The organism is Streptococcus sp. A34, assembly GCF_043674115.1.
Lineage (GTDB): Bacteria > Bacillota > Bacilli > Lactobacillales > Streptococcaceae > Streptococcus > Streptococcus suis_V.
Window position 1 is genome coordinate 24,151 of the sequence record NZ_JBIMJM010000017.1, and the last position, 13,574, is coordinate 37,724.

Annotated in this window: 16 protein-coding genes, 1 tRNA gene and 1 pseudogene; 15 read left to right on the plus strand and 3 right to left on the minus strand. The window is 44.9% G+C overall.

Annotated features, from left to right (window positions below; translation table 11 throughout):
• Positions 1-117: 117 nt before the first annotated feature.
• Positions 118-792 carry a hydrolase gene (locus tag ACHBGV_RS05785; RefSeq protein ID WP_105110417.1) on the plus strand — a complete coding sequence of 225 codons (675 nt, stop codon included), beginning with the start codon at positions 118-120 and terminating at the stop codon, positions 790-792.
• A 47-nt stretch (positions 793-839) separates the two neighbouring features.
• Positions 840-911, plus strand: a tRNA-Arg gene (locus tag ACHBGV_RS05790).
• 91 nt (positions 912-1,002) lie between these two features.
• Here the strand turns inward: ACHBGV_RS05790 and ACHBGV_RS05795 are convergent.
• From ACHBGV_RS05795 to ACHBGV_RS05805, 3 genes are all read right to left on the minus strand, one after another.
• On the minus strand, positions 1,003-2,187 hold the full coding sequence (locus tag ACHBGV_RS05795) for a chloride channel protein (RefSeq protein ID WP_170239100.1): 1,185 nt from the start codon (positions 2,185-2,187) through the stop codon (positions 1,003-1,005).
• The gene (locus ACHBGV_RS05800; protein ID WP_172067121.1) at positions 2,180-2,455 is read right to left on the minus strand and encodes a chorismate mutase; all 276 of its coding nucleotides are present in this window, start codon (positions 2,453-2,455) and stop codon (positions 2,180-2,182) included. Before ACHBGV_RS05800 ends, ACHBGV_RS05795 begins: the two co-directional genes overlap by 8 nt.
• Positions 2,456-2,799: 344 nt before the next feature.
• Positions 2,800-3,252 (minus strand): flavodoxin, encoded by a 453-nt coding sequence (locus ACHBGV_RS05805; RefSeq protein ID WP_105110414.1) that lies wholly within the window; start codon positions 3,250-3,252, stop codon positions 2,800-2,802.
• A gap of 95 nt (positions 3,253-3,347) precedes the next feature.
• Here ACHBGV_RS05805 and ACHBGV_RS05810 point away from each other — a divergent pair, with 95 nt between their 5' ends.
• The 13 genes and pseudogenes from ACHBGV_RS05810 to ACHBGV_RS05870 all read left to right on the plus strand — a co-directional run bounded on the left by ACHBGV_RS05810 (position 3,348) and on the right by ACHBGV_RS05870 (position 13,429).
• Entirely contained in the window at positions 3,348-4,292 is a 945-nt protein-coding gene (locus tag ACHBGV_RS05810) for a bifunctional oligoribonuclease/PAP phosphatase NrnA (protein WP_394735858.1), read from the plus strand.
• Positions 4,279-5,307 (plus strand): FAD:protein FMN transferase, encoded by a 1,029-nt coding sequence (locus ACHBGV_RS05815; protein WP_394735859.1) that lies wholly within the window; start codon positions 4,279-4,281, stop codon positions 5,305-5,307. The genes ACHBGV_RS05810 and ACHBGV_RS05815 overlap by 14 nt, the downstream gene beginning before the upstream one ends.
• Before the next feature lie 111 nt (positions 5,308-5,418).
• Positions 5,419-5,679, plus strand: a complete 261-nt coding sequence (locus ACHBGV_RS05820) for a type B 50S ribosomal protein L31 (protein WP_105110411.1) — start codon at positions 5,419-5,421, stop codon at positions 5,677-5,679.
• Positions 5,680-5,873: 194 nt separating this feature from the next.
• Positions 5,874-7,112 (plus strand): FtsW/RodA/SpoVE family cell cycle protein, encoded by a 1,239-nt coding sequence (locus ACHBGV_RS05825; protein WP_394735860.1) that lies wholly within the window; start codon positions 5,874-5,876, stop codon positions 7,110-7,112.
• Positions 7,109-7,651 (plus strand): DJ-1 family glyoxalase III, encoded by a 543-nt coding sequence (locus tag ACHBGV_RS05830; protein WP_125266049.1) that lies wholly within the window; start codon positions 7,109-7,111, stop codon positions 7,649-7,651. The genes ACHBGV_RS05825 and ACHBGV_RS05830 overlap by 4 nt, the downstream gene beginning before the upstream one ends.
• Before the next feature lie 23 nt (positions 7,652-7,674).
• Positions 7,675-8,349, plus strand: coding sequence for a ribose-5-phosphate isomerase RpiA (rpiA, locus tag ACHBGV_RS05835; RefSeq protein ID WP_172059415.1), 675 nt, complete (start codon positions 7,675-7,677; stop codon positions 8,347-8,349).
• A gap of 92 nt (positions 8,350-8,441) precedes the next feature.
• Complete coding sequence (locus ACHBGV_RS05840) at positions 8,442-9,653, plus strand: phosphopentomutase (RefSeq protein ID WP_105110407.1); 1,212 nt, start codon at positions 8,442-8,444, stop codon at positions 9,651-9,653.
• A 25-nt stretch (positions 9,654-9,678) separates the two neighbouring features.
• Positions 9,679-10,434, plus strand: a pseudogene (locus ACHBGV_RS05845) (EcsC family protein); the annotation flags it as partial.
• A complete protein-coding gene (locus ACHBGV_RS05850) occupies positions 10,414-10,818 on the plus strand; it encodes an arsenate reductase family protein (protein WP_394735863.1) in 405 nt (134 codons plus the stop codon). The pseudogene ACHBGV_RS05845 and the gene ACHBGV_RS05850, both read left to right, overlap by 21 nt.
• A gap of 10 nt (positions 10,819-10,828) precedes the next feature.
• On the plus strand, positions 10,829-11,638 hold the full coding sequence (locus tag ACHBGV_RS05855) for a purine-nucleoside phosphorylase (protein ID WP_394735861.1): 810 nt from the start codon (positions 10,829-10,831) through the stop codon (positions 11,636-11,638).
• Positions 11,639-11,873: 235 nt separating this feature from the next.
• Entirely contained in the window at positions 11,874-12,257 is a 384-nt protein-coding gene (locus tag ACHBGV_RS05860) for a LemA family protein (RefSeq protein WP_394735862.1), read from the plus strand.
• A gap of 73 nt (positions 12,258-12,330) precedes the next feature.
• Positions 12,331-13,044 carry a purine-nucleoside phosphorylase gene (gene deoD / locus ACHBGV_RS05865; protein ID WP_257104711.1) on the plus strand — a complete coding sequence of 238 codons (714 nt, stop codon included), beginning with the start codon at positions 12,331-12,333 and terminating at the stop codon, positions 13,042-13,044.
• Positions 13,045-13,081: 37 nt separating this feature from the next.
• On the plus strand, positions 13,082-13,429 hold the full coding sequence (locus tag ACHBGV_RS05870; RefSeq protein ID WP_105122526.1) for an HIRAN domain-containing protein: 348 nt from the start codon (positions 13,082-13,084) through the stop codon (positions 13,427-13,429).
• The last annotated feature ends 145 nt before the right edge of the window (positions 13,430-13,574 follow it).

Here is a 13,574-nt window from a genome sequence, read left to right on the forward strand (position 1 = left end):
CTAAGTGGACATCAGGTTTTCAATTTTCAGCTAAGGATGGGAAATGTTCTTGCTGAGATGAGGAGTTTCCTTTTGCGACTAGTCTTGATGTTCTAAAATATAAAAATGGAGGTGCCTATGACCAAGCCAGTTCCACCGTCAATCTTGTCAGATTTGCGCCAGGATATTGTGCAGATGCCTAATATTATCAAAGAATGTAGCGGTATCATGATTTACGGACGCAGAATCCGCTCGATTTTGTTTACGACGGATGTTGCGATTATTGCCAATCATAATGCGGACGCTGTGTTAGCAGTCTATCCTTTTACGCCTAGTCCAGCTATCCTGAAGAGCATCATGCTGGTAGCTTCAGTTCCTGTACTTGCAGGTGTGGGTGGTGGCTTGACCACAGGTCTCCGCTCTGCTAATATGAGCCTCTTTTCTGAATCAGAAGGTGCCTATGCGGTTGTTGTCAATGGTCCGACCAATGTCGATACTATACAGGAAATCAACAAGGTTGTGGATATTCCTATCATCTATACGGTAGTTTCTGAGAAATCAAATATTAAGGCCCGGATTGAGGCTGGTGTTGATATTCTCAATGTTTCTTGTGGAGCAGATACTGCGCGGGTTGTGGCCAAGATTCGTCAAGATTTCCCCGAATTTCCGATTATTGCAACAGGCGGTCCGACCGAAGACAGCATTCGCACAGTCATTGAGGCTGGAGCGAATGCGGTTACCTACACGGCACCTAGCAATGGGGAATTGTTCAAAGCCAAAATGGAAAAATACCGTAAGCACGCAGCAGATTAATCCAGTCTTGCAATCCTTTCCCTTCTAGGTTACAATAGAAGGGTGACCTTCCCTTAGTTAAATGGATATAACAAATTCCTCCTAAGAATTAGTTGCAGGTTCGATTCCTGCAGGGGAGATAGATACGACTTGAGAAACGTTGTAACATCAGCGTTTCTTTTTGAATTTTTGAGAAAGAAAAAAGCCTACTAATCAGACTTTTCTATCTATTCAATGAATTTGTTGCCCGTAGATGGTTTGTTTACGGTTGAGGAAATAAGCGACTCCGAGCACAGGTAGGGCAAATGGAAGAATGGCAGAACCGAACACCTCGTAGCTAATCAAAATAGGAGCAATGAGTGTATTGGTCGCAGTGCCAAATACAGCACAATAACCTAGTGCAGCAACCAATTCTGGTGGGAGACCAAGCCACTGTGCCAAAACAAGTCCTGCACTTGCACCGATGGCAAAGAGTGGGGTGACTTCACCGCCTTGGAAACCTGCAATTAAGCACAAGCAGGTAAAGACCAACTTGAGTAGCCAGTCATAAGCAAAAATTGTATTTCCAGATAGACTAGCCTCAATTAAATTAGTCCCCAAACCAGAATAGCGACCGAGGTGTGCTAAATAGAGAAAGAGCGAGAGTAACAAGCCCAGTGCAAGCATTCTCCAGTAAGGATTGGGAAGAAAAGTAGATATTTCTGCTTTGGCATGTGTGAGGATCCAAGCGAAGCAGTTACCGATCAGTCCGAGACAGATGGCCACTAACATCCACTTGAATAGATCTTCAAATTGGAAGGGAAAAGCTGACAGGGAATGGCTGAATTTTTCCAAGCCTAGCCAATGTGAGGTAGAAGAGGCGATGATAGCAGCAAGGAGACAGTAAGGCAGGGCAACCCAAGAAATGCTCCCGACCACCAAGACCTCGACAGCAAATAAACTAGCAGCCAAAGGCGTTTGAAAGAGCCCAGCAAAGCCAGCAGCCATCCCAATTTGCGTCATAGTGTCTTTAGGAAGTGCGCTTTTCCAGAGCTTACCCAGCCAGTGCGATATGCTGGCACCCAATTGAACAGCGACCCCCTCGCGTCCTACTGATGCGCCAACCAGATGTCCCAGCCAAGTGGTTGTGGTAATCAGTGGGATTAGAATAGGGGAAATAGTGGTGTCTTGTCCTTGTCCTGACTGAAACACCAAATTCATCCCAGCTTGGACGGATTTCCCCCATTTTTGATAGACAAAGATGATGAGAAGTCCGGCAAGACTGAGTAAGGGAATGAGGTAGGAGAAGTAATCGGTACGGATAGTGCCTATAGCCAACAAGACTCTGCCAAAAATTGTTTCAATCACTCCTGCGGCGAGACCAATGATAAGGGAAAAGAGACTGAGCTGTCCAGTGCGTGAAATTTTGTTATTCATAGTCAGCCAATTTTTCCGCCTGGTAGGCCCTGGACCGGGCCATAATGTCGCTGAAGGTCGCGACAATGGCAGAGCGGTAAGCTGGATTTTCCACCAGGCTACCGACTCTATCTAGAACAGCTTGTTCGCGGCTGGCATCCAGGACTGGCTTTCCAGTCGCACGTTTGTAGGCTGTGACCTGATCGACCAATTCCATGCGTTGTTCCAGTAAGCTGACAAGTTGGCAGTCCAAGTCGTTAATGTCTTTTCGAATGTCTTCTAATAGCATCCCATTCTCCTTTAAGAAAACTAGTAACACCTGTTACTGGTTGAGTTTGTAGACAAAGTCTCTTTTCGGACTTTCCTGAGGTGATGTTGGACGGTAGCGACTTCCTTCGGAATTCCATACCTAGTCATTGAGCCTAAGGTCTCAATGACTCCGAACGCTAGAAACGACAACGTTTCTAGCGTTTTCATCACAGCAGAAAGTCCCGACTTAAGGCTCACTCCGCTCGCGAAATAAACTTAATTTTTATTTTTTCTTAGCAGAGCTACTCAGTTTATTTATCCAGAGTTTAGTTTGTCTACGTTCTGAACCAGTAACACCTGTTACTGGTTATTTTGTTCTGCATCTTAATCTAATTTTGCGGCTAAATCGCTGGCAAATTTTTCCAAGTTAACGATGTCTTCGTCTTCAGCAGCCAGGTCTACCTTGACATTTTCAGCACCTTTGACCGCACCACGTGACCCCAACATAGTGTCGAAATCATCTACCGCACTACAGAAATCATCATAGAAGGTATCGCCAGAACCACAGACACCGTAGACCTTACCAGTCAAGTCCAGGTCAGCTAGGTCAGCGTAGAAATCAATGATTTCATCTGGCAATTCACCGTCGCCACCATAAGAATAAGTATAGGTCGCAACGACAATTAAGTCAGCATCTAGGATTTCTTCCGTCTCAATTGTGGTACATTCATGAACCTGTACCTCCAAACCTAATTCCTCTAGTTTGCTAGCTACGATATCCGCAATTTCTTCTGTGTTACCAGTCATACTAGCGTAAACAATTTTTGCTAGTGCCATAATTTCCTCCAAGTTACATAGTAATCCCATTATACCACACTCCCTTATTTTTCAAAAGGGGGAGATTGTGCTAAAATATTGGGAAAGGAGTTGCTATGACTATTACTACAGATATTTTAGAAACCATTAAGAAGTACGACACTATTATCATTCACCGTCACCAGCGGCCAGACCCAGATGCCATTGGTAGTCAGGTGGGTTTGAAGAAATTATTGCAGGCCAATTTTCCTGAAAAAAACGTCAAGGCGACAGGTGTGGATGAACCAACCCTGGCTTGGCTGGCTAGCATGGACTCAGTCGCAGATGAGGAGTATCACGGAGCCTTGGTCATCGTAACAGACACGGCCAATACGCCGCGAGTGGATGACAATCGATATACCACTGGGGATTTTCTCATCAAAATCGACCACCATCCAAACGAAGAGCCTTACGGTGACCTGCTCTGGGTCAACGCAGCTGCCAGCTCTTGTAGCGAAATGATTACGGAGTTTGCTCTGGCCAACAACCTCAAACTAGACGGGGAAATCGCCCGCCTGCTTTACGCAGGGATTGTCGGAGATACGGGTCGTTTCCTTTACCCTGCGACGACTGCTCGCACCTTTGAAATTGCGTCCCGCCTGCGTCAGGAGGACTTTGATTTTGCCAAGATGAGCCGCCAAATGGACACCATTGACTACAAGATTGCTAAGCTGACAGGCTATGTCTATGACAATTTAGAGGTGGATGAATATGGTGCTGCTCGGGTGACCTTGACCCGTGCCACTCTTGAAAAATACGGCGTGACAGATGCGGAAACCTCCTTTATCGTTGGCGCTCCGGGTCGTATTGGTGATGTCCAGTCCTGGGGGATTTTTGTGGAACAAGCCGATGGTAACTACCGTGTCCGTCTCCGCAGCAAGTATATTCCTATTTCGGCTATTGCCCAGCGGCATGACGGCGGGGGGCATCCATTAGCCAGCGGTGCTAATTCCTATTCCCTAGCCGAAAATGAAGCCATTTATCAAGAAATCCAGCAGGTTGTCCGAGATGCAAGCAAGTAGCAGAAGCGTCCGTCTCATGGGGACGGTCATTGAAACCAAGATTTGGCATGAGAATCCTGAGCCAATTTTAGACCAGGTGGAAAACCTCCTTATTCTGTACAAGGACCGTTTTTCAGCCAATGACCTGACTTCGGAACTCATGGAAGTCAATCTCAATGCAGGTGTACAGGCGGTTCCTGTTGCAGAGGATTTGTACGAACTGATCAAGCTGGGCAAGGAACACAGCCTGGCTGACAAGAGTTTTCTCAATATCACTATTGGTCCGCTGGTCCAGACCTGGCGGATTGGTTTTTCCGATGCCAAGCTGCCTAGTCAGGAAGAAATTGATGAAAAGCTGGCTATCATTGACCCAGCTGATATTGAATTGGACGATGAAGACATGCTGGTCTATCTGGAAAAAGAGGGCATGGCCATTGACCTGGGAGCCTTAGCCAAGGGCTATGTGGCAGACCGTATCGTCGAATTTTTGGAGCGAATGGGTGTGACTGCTGGCTTGATTAACCTGGGTGGCAATGTAAAGACATTTGGACAGGCACCTCATAATCCTGATGGTAACTGGCTAATCGGTATTCAGGATCCTGGAAAAGAACGAGGGAAGAACATCTTGGTTCTGCAAATCATTCAAGAATCGGTAGTCACCTCTGGCATTTACGAAAGGAGCCTAACGGTTGAAGGCAAGACCTATCACCATATCCTCAGTCCGCAGACAGGCTATCCCATTGCCTCTGAACTGGCCAGTATTTCCATTGTCTCCAAGCGGTCGGTCGAGGGCGAGATTTGGACCACACGTCTCTTTGGTCAGGCCATGGCTGAGATTTACAGGACGGTTTGCCAGACGGAGGGTATTGAGGCTGTGCTGATTGGTCTGGATGGCAAGGTTTTTGTGACGCCGGGATTGGTGGACAGGGTTGTGGCTGGGAAACAGCATTTGTCAGACGGTTTGGCCAGCCCTTCAAGAGGCGGTTTTGGGGCGCGTGTGGCCTCGGATGTGGCCTCCGGAGCCTCTGCTTTGTAAAATGTTGAGAAAATAGGGGAAAAGACTTGCAAGTCTGCCTAACTTTTGGTAAACTTAAATGGTTATAATCTATGGCTCGGAAAGAGACCATGGCAGAAAGGAATTTTTATAATGAAAAAAGATATCCATCCAGAATATCGCACTGTTGTCTTCATGGACACAACTACTGGTTACAAGTTCCTTAGCGGTTCTACTAAGAACTCTAATGAAACTGTTGAGTTTGAAGGTGAAACTTACCCATTGATTCGTGTGGAAATTTCATCAGATTCACACCCATTCTATACTGGACGTCAAAAATTCACTCAAGCAGACGGCCGTGTGGACAAGTTCAACAAAAAATACGGTCTCAAAGACGCAAACGCTGCGAACTAAGAGAAACATTGATTTTAAGCCTTTTCCGAGTTTCGGAGAGGGCTTTTTTGTGCGCGTGATTGCCATTTTGATTGCTCTAGACTATAGTTAGCCAGCCGCATCTGCGATTTTTGATAGGAATCTTGGGTTTGATAAAATACGGTGCGTTATTTTCTGCTATAATAGTAGAAGATTAGATTTAGAAAGCAGGAGACATGAGCACTCGAAAGATTGATTTAGATAATCGGATTGATTACGGTCTGATATTACCTGTATTTTTACTATTGTTGATAGGTATCTTATCCCTCTATATAGCCGTTAGCATTGATTTTCCGGAAAGCCTGGTGCGGATAGTCGGCCAGCAGCTGCTGTGGATTGCCTTAGGTATCGGTTTGGCCTTCCTAGTTATGTTCTTTTCCAATAAGTTTTTATGGAAAATGGCTCCGCTTCTTTACATGCTGGGACTGGGATTGATGATTTTGCCTCTCTATTATTTTAGTCCAGAGCTGGTTGCCTCTACAGGGGCTAAAAACTGGGTAACGGTCAGTGATATGACACTGTTTCAACCGTCGGAATTCATGAAGATTTCCTACATTGTCATGTCAGCTAGATTGATTGTCAGCTTTCAACAGCGGAATCCAGTGCGGCAGTTAAAGGAAGATTTTCGTCTGATTGCCTTTCTGACCCTCTTGACCTTACCAGTCTTGGGCTTGCTTTATCTACAGCGAGATTTGGGGACTTCCTTGGTTTTCGTGGCCATATACGGTGGCATGTTGCTCCTGTCGGGAATTTCCTGGAAAATTTTATTACCAACCGTCTTGACAGCTGTCGTCTTGGTCGGAGTTTTTCTGCTGATATTCATCAGTCCTGGTGGGCGATCCTTCCTTTATAATCTGGGGATGGACACCTATCAAATCAACCGAATTTTGGGCTGGCTAGATCCCTTTGAAAATGCCCAATCAACGACCTATCAGCAAGCCCAAAGCTTGATTGCGATTGGCAGTGGCGGTCTGACGGGTATCGGCATCAATAAAACCAATCTGCTGATTCCTGTTCGCGAAAGTGACATGATTTTCACGGTTATTGCAGAAGATTTTGGTTTTATCGGAGCCTCGGTGGTCATTGCGCTCTATCTGCTCTTGATCTATCGCATGCTGAAAATAACTGTCGAGTCCAACAATCGTTTTTACACCTATATTTCGACAGGTTTCATTGTCATGTTGCTCTTTCACGTCTTTGAAAATATCGGTGCAGCAACAGGCATCTTGCCTCTGACCGGGATTCCCTTGCCTTTCATATCTCAGGGTGGGTCTTCTATGGTTTCCAACTTGATTGGCATTGGCCTGATATTGTCCATGAGTTACCAATTTACCTTGTTTGACGAGGCTCAGACTCGCCAAGCATCATCCTATAAGAAAATCACGATAAAGCGTGTAGAAAGAAGGGAAAAATGAAAAAAGTAGCGGTTTTATTTGCAGAAGGTTTTGAAGAAATCGAAGCCCTGACACCGGTTGATGTTCTTCGTCGGGCCAATATGGATTGCCAGATGGTTGGCTTGACCAGCCAGACGGTGACAGGTTCTCATGGGATTCCTGTTCAGACTGATTCTGTCTTTGATGGCGATTTGTCAGCCTATGATTTGATTGTCCTGCCAGGCGGTATGCCAGGGGCGACCAATCTACGTGACAAATCTGGTTTGATTGAGGAATTGAAAACTCAAGCTGCGGCTGGTAAATTTGTGGCAGCAATCTGTGCTGCACCCATTGTTTTAGAGAGAGCAGAGCTTCTCAAGGACCGTCATTTTACCTGCTATCCAGGCATGGAAGAGCAGATTGCCTCAGGTATTCACCAGACGGATGAGGTGGTTGTCGATGGCAATATCGTGACCAGTCGAGGTGCCGGAACCAGTCTGCCATTTGCCTATAAACTTGTTGAGTTGCTGGGTGGTGACGGTCAAGCACTTGCGCAGACCATGGTTTACCAACAGGGCTAGTTAAGAAAGCAAAGGAGTAAACTATGTCAAATTTGAAAGAACAAGTTGGGATTAAGGCTGCTGAATTTGTCACGGACGGGATGATTGTGGGCCTGGGAACAGGATCGACTGCCTATTATTTCGTCCAGGAAATCGGTCGCCGGGTCCAGGAAGAAGGTCTGGATATCATCGGTGTGACGACTTCGCATGCCACGGCGAAACACGCTGCTTCACTGGGGATTCCTCTGAAGAATATTGATGAGGTGGATTATGTTGACTTGACGGTGGACGGAGCAGATGAAGTAGACGGAGCTTTTAACGGCATCAAGGGTGGCGGTGCAGCCCTGCTCATGGAAAAGGTCGTTGCCAGCTATTCCAAGGACTCTATCTGGATTGTCGATGAAAGCAAGCTAGTGGAAACACTCGGAGCCTTCAAACTGCCGGTTGAAGTGGTTCAATACGGTTCTGAAAATCTTTTCCGACTGTTTGAGAAGAAGGGCTATCGTCCAAGTTTCCGTATGAAGGACGGCCAGAAATTGGTGACCGATATGCAGAATTTCATCATTGACCTGGATTTGGAACGAATTTTGGATACGCTTGCTTTGGCCAATGAACTGGACCACACAGTTGGAGTAGTAGAGCACGGTCTCTTCATCAACTTGATTTCAAGAGTCATCGTGGGAACAGCAGAAGGTCCTAAAATCCTTACTAAAGAATAGTTGAAAACGCTTCTCATTTTTTTAGAAAATGAGAGCTTTTTTATGTTATAATTAAAAGACGAACGTTTATTTACAAAAAAAAGGAGAGCAATATGCCTAAATTTAAACGTATTCATCTGATTGTCCTGGATTCTGTGGGAATCGGTGCGGCGCCAGATGCCAACAACTTTACCAATGCAGGCGTGCCAGACGGTGCCTCAGACACCTTAGGACACATTTCAAAAACAGTCGGCTTGGATGTGCCAAATATGGCTAAACTGGGCCTCGGCAATATCCCTCGTGAAACACCTCTGAAAACAGTTCCTGCCGAGGAAAATCCGACAGGTTATGCGACAAAATTGGAAGAAGTATCACTTGGTAAGGATACCATGACGGGTCACTGGGAAATCATGGGCCTCAACATTACCGAACCTTTCGATACCTTCTGGAATGGTTTCCCTGAGGAAATTTTGACCAAAATCGAAGAATTTTCAGGTCGTAAGGTCATCCGCGAGGCCAATAAACCTTACTCTGGAACGGCTGTGATTGATGATTTTGGTCCTCGTCAAATGGAAACTGGGGAGCTCATCATTTACACCTCAGCAGACCCTGTTCTTCAGATTGCCGCTCATGAGGACATTATTCCGCTTGAGGAGCTCTATCGTATCTGTGAGTACGCGCGTTCTATTACCTTAGAACGTCCAGCCCTTCTGGGTCGTATCATTGCCCGTCCTTATGTTGGTGAGCCTGGTAACTTTACCCGCACGGCCAACCGCCACGACTATGCCGTTTCTCCATTTGAGCCAACTGTTCTCAATAAACTGGCAGATGCTGGTATCTCGACCTACTCTGTTGGTAAAATTAGCGATATTTTCAACGCCTCAGGCATTACCAACGACATGGGCCACAACAAAAATAACAACCACGGTGTCGATACCCTCTTGACAACCATGGGTCTGGCTGAGTTTGAGACAGGATTCTCCTTCACCAATCTGGTGGATTTTGATGCCAACTTTGGTCACCGCCGTGATGCAAAGGGCTACCGTGATTGCTTGCATGAGTTTGATGCTCGCTTGCCAGAGATTATGGCTGCCATGCGTGAGGACGACCTCCTCCTCATCACAGCTGACCATGGGAATGACCCGACCTATGTCGGTACGGACCATACTCGTGAGTACATTCCGCTCTTGGCTTACAGCCCCTCCTTTACTGGCAACGGCTTGATTCCACAGGGACATTTTGCGGATATTTCGGCGACCATTGCTGAAAACTTTGGTGTGGACAAAGCCATGATTGGGGAGAGTTTCTTGGACGGACTGGTTTAATGGACGAGGAATAGCTATGGATATTTTGGGACAGATTGGCAAGGCTTTGGATGATGCTGGAAAACAGGCAGGGAATTTTGTTCAAAACGCTAATGGAGCTATTTCTCAACAATTAGACAATGCTGGAAAAATAACTCAGGAGGCTATGTTATCTACATTGGATTGGGCCTATACTACAACACTTAATGGGATTCCGGGTCAATCTACTTTAGATGAATTTGTTGAAGATTACTTGAGCAAATATGATGAAGATACTGCTATTGAAAAGCTTATTCAATTTCAAACAACAAAGGCAGCAACATCAGGTTTTGTTGCTGGCTTGGGCGGCATCATAACAATGCCTGTCACCATACCTGCCAATATCACAACAGTAATCCTATTTCAGATGAGGATGGTTGCAGCTATCGCTAAAATTAGAGGTTACGATGCAAGAAGTGATCAGGTTCAAACGTTTGTTTATTCAGCTTTAGCAGGCGTTTCTATTTCTGAAATTGCTAAGAATGCGGGAATAAATCTTGGAAATAAATTGGCACTGAGTTTCCTAAAGAAATTACCAGGAGAAGTACTAAAAAAAATCAATCATGCAGTCGGTTTTCGTCTTGCAACAAAGTTTGGTTCAACTGGAGTTATCAATTTAGGTAAGATGGTTCCTTTAATTGGTGCTATAATTGGCGGTACTTTTGATACCACAACAACTTTAATGATCGCAGATTTTGCCAAAAAGACATTTACTAAAAATGGACTCGATTTAGGGGATGGGATGGTCATTATCAAGGATGTGACCTACTCCAAATCCAAAGAAGAGGAGAACGAACAACTGACGGTCTATTACAATCCTGACTGTAGCAAATGTAAGAAATTACAAGTCTTATTACCTAGTCAGAACTTGGACATCAAGTGGGTCAATTATTTAGAAAATCCTTTGACAGAGGCAGAATTGACAGCTCTTTTGAAAAAAATGGGCAGTCAGCCCTCTGCTGTTATTCGGTTGACAGAAGAAGAGCGAGCAGGTTTGTCAGAAGAAGAACTCTTTGAGCGTTTAGTTAAAGAGCCAGCTCTTCTCAACCGTCCCATTATCGAGAGAGAACAGGCAGCATTTCTCTGTCGTCCGTTCGACATCATCAAGGAAAAAATGCCAGAATACGACTGGTCAGCTTATTTATAAAGGAGAAAATATGAGTTTACTTGCAAAAATTTATGAAACAAAAGCTTATTTGGAAGAAAATGGAATGATTAAGCCAGAATTTGGCTTGATTTTGGGTTCTGGCTTGGGCGAATTGGCCCAAGAAGTTGAAAATGCCATTGTCATCGACTATGCGGATATTCCAAACTGGGGCAAGTCAACAGTTGTAGGTCACGCTGGTAAGTTGGTTTATGGTGATTTGGCAGGACGTAAGGTCTTAGCTCTTCAAGGTCGTTTCCACTTCTACGAAGGAAATCCGATGGAAGTTGTGACTTTCCCAGTTCGTGTCATGAAAGCTCTTGGTTGTGAAGGCGTGATTGTCACCAATGCCGCAGGTGGTATTGGCTATGGTCCAGGTACCCTTATGGCTATTACAGACCACATCAACATGACTGGTCAAAATCCATTGATTGGCGAAAACTTGGAAGAGTTCGGACCACGTTTCCCAGATATGTCAAATGCCTACACTAAAGAATACCGTGAAAAAGCTCATGCCGTTGCGGAAAAATTGGGTATCAAGTTGGACGATGGTGTCTATCTAGGTGTGACAGGTCCTACCTATGAGACTCCTGCTGAAATCTTGGCCTTCAAGACTATGGGTGCCCACGCAGTTGGGATGTCAACAGTACCAGAAGTCATCGTGGCAGCTCACTCAGGCATGAAAGTCTTGGGGATTTCTGCTATCACAAACTTTGCGGCTGGTTTCCAATCCGAACTCAACCACGAGGAAGTCGTAGAAGTAACCGAGCAAATCAAGGGTAACTTCAAGGGCTTGGTCAAAGCTATCTTGGCAGAATTGTAGGAGGGACCAATGACCAGCAAACCCTGGTTATGAGCCTTTCAATGGTGCTTCGATTATTTGTGCAGTAATTTCCTATCTGATTATTTTATTTATACTGCAATATAATAAGGTTGTTCACTTAAAAGAGGAGATTACCACTTCTTACAATGCAATAGAGATTAAACAACTACATGTTACAAAGTTGTTGGACCAACTGCAAGAAGTGACGGATAAAATTGTAGATCACGAGTTAAAAATGTCTGTGAAGAATACCTTTTCCGAGTTAATTGAAGAGGAGAAGCAGTCAGACCGTCTGACTGCAGAAGGAAACGATGACAATCATCATCAGACCAAGAAGAAATTCACTTCCAATTCGGGTTCAAACAATTTCCATGACCATCTGTCGCAACAATCTGAAAAAGTTACAAAGTTGGTGGAACGGATCGAACGGGATACAAAAGGAAGAGCTGATGAGAGTCTGCGTGATTTGATGCGAGAAATCAAAGAAGCTGAAGCTCTGGTGACCAACCAACGCCTGTATTACAACGATACGGTTTCACAATACAATAAATCAATCTATGCCTTGCCATTTGCCTTCTTAAGAGGGACACTTGGTTTTAAGGAACAAGCCTATATGTAACCTTGTCAATTTGGAATCTGTGTTACATAAATAGAGTAAAGAAAGGAAGGGCTAGTAGCCCTTTGTGAAAAAAATGAGTATCCATATTTCCGCAAAACCAGGCGAAATCGCTGATAAGATTTTGCTTCCTGGTGATCCGCTTCGTGCTAAATTTATCGCTGAAAACTTCCTTGAAGATGCTGTGTGCTTCAACGAGGTCCGCAATATGTTCGGCTACACAGGTACTTATAAGGGCCACCGTGTTTCTGTCATGGGAACTGGTATGGGGATGCCATCCATTTCCATCTACGCCCACGAGCTCATCAACGAATACGGTGTGAAAAAATTAATCCGCGTTGGAACCGCGGGCTCACTGAGTGCTGATGTTCATGTTCGTGAATTGGTCTTGGCGCAAGCAGCTGCAACCAACTCTCGTATGATTAATATTGATTGGCCGGAATATGACTTGCCACAAATTGCAAGTTTCAACCTTTTGGATAAGGCATATCATATTGCTAAAGACCTTAATTTGACAACGCATGTCGGCAATGTCTTGTCTTCAGACAGTTTCTATTCTCCAAAACTCTTCAGTCGTAACTTGGAACTGGGGCAAATCGGTGTCAAGGCGGTTGAAATGGAAGCGGCAGCCCTCTACTATCTGGGTGCTAAATTCGGTGTCCAAACCCTAGCTATCATGACCATTTCTGATAGCTTGGTCAATTCAGATGAGGATACAACGGCAGAAGAACGCCAAAATACCTTCACAGACATGATGAAGGTTGGTCTGGAAACCTTGATTGCGGAATAGGCCGGACTAAGGAGTAACTTGTGATAAGGAGGAATGTATGACATTTGCACACTTTGAACCAACTCGAAATGTAGAAGATTTTCACTTGGCAGGATTTGCTTATTATGACGGATTAGATGTTGTCGAAGAGTTAAAATTGGGAACTTCTCTAGATTTACTGGCTGAACCAACTAATCCTTATGATTCAGAAGCGGTGCTTATTCTTTATCGGGGGAAGAAATTGGGCTACATTCCAAAATACAAGAACAGTTTAATCAGCCGGATGCTTTTTTATGGACACGGGGATATTTTGGAAGCTCGCGTTCAAATGATTGATTTGACGGAACATCCTGACCGTCAACTACGCGTGGTTGTTAAGTTTAAGGACAATCGTCCGACAGCCTAAATCAGTAGACAGAGAAGTTATCAGGTTAATCTGTAACCGTTTGAAAGACGAACTAAGTTCTATTTGTAGGCTCTTTGTCAACTGTAGTGGGTAGGTGAAAAGCTAACACCTAGAGAGGACGAAATTCGTTCTCTCTTTTTGTATA

Bases quoted from the DNA above. Each gene is read 5' to 3' on its own strand.
- ACHBGV_RS05810 (WP_394735858.1), top strand. From the start codon at position 3,348: ATGACTATTACTACAGATATTTTAGAAACCATTAAGAAGTACGACACT.
- ACHBGV_RS05830 (WP_125266049.1), top strand. From the start codon at position 7,109: ATGAAAAAAGTAGCGGTTTTATTTGCAGAAGGTTTTGAAGAAATCGAA.
- ACHBGV_RS05785 (WP_105110417.1), top strand. From the start codon at position 118: ATGACCAAGCCAGTTCCACCGTCAATCTTGTCAGATTTGCGCCAGGAT.
- ACHBGV_RS05870 (WP_105122526.1), top strand. From the start codon at position 13,082: ATGACATTTGCACACTTTGAACCAACTCGAAATGTAGAAGATTTTCAC.
- ACHBGV_RS05795 (WP_170239100.1), bottom strand. From the start codon at position 2,187: ATGAATAACAAAATTTCACGCACTGGACAGCTCAGTCTCTTTTCCCTT.
- ACHBGV_RS05850 (WP_394735863.1), top strand. From the start codon at position 10,414: ATGGTCATTATCAAGGATGTGACCTACTCCAAATCCAAAGAAGAGGAG.
- ACHBGV_RS05860 (WP_394735862.1), top strand. From the start codon at position 11,874: ATGTCTGTGAAGAATACCTTTTCCGAGTTAATTGAAGAGGAGAAGCAG.
- ACHBGV_RS05825 (WP_394735860.1), top strand. From the start codon at position 5,874: ATGAGCACTCGAAAGATTGATTTAGATAATCGGATTGATTACGGTCTG.
- deoD (WP_257104711.1), top strand. From the start codon at position 12,331: ATGAGTATCCATATTTCCGCAAAACCAGGCGAAATCGCTGATAAGATT.
- ACHBGV_RS05855 (WP_394735861.1), top strand. From the start codon at position 10,829: ATGAGTTTACTTGCAAAAATTTATGAAACAAAAGCTTATTTGGAAGAA.
- ACHBGV_RS05800 (WP_172067121.1), bottom strand. From the start codon at position 2,455: ATGCTATTAGAAGACATTCGAAAAGACATTAACGACTTGGACTGCCAA.
- ACHBGV_RS05840 (WP_105110407.1), top strand. From the start codon at position 8,442: ATGCCTAAATTTAAACGTATTCATCTGATTGTCCTGGATTCTGTGGGA.
- rpiA (WP_172059415.1), top strand. From the start codon at position 7,675: ATGTCAAATTTGAAAGAACAAGTTGGGATTAAGGCTGCTGAATTTGTC.
- ACHBGV_RS05815 (WP_394735859.1), top strand. From the start codon at position 4,279: ATGCAAGCAAGTAGCAGAAGCGTCCGTCTCATGGGGACGGTCATTGAA.
- ACHBGV_RS05805 (WP_105110414.1), bottom strand. From the start codon at position 3,252: ATGGCACTAGCAAAAATTGTTTACGCTAGTATGACTGGTAACACAGAA.
- ACHBGV_RS05820 (WP_105110411.1), top strand. From the start codon at position 5,419: ATGAAAAAAGATATCCATCCAGAATATCGCACTGTTGTCTTCATGGAC.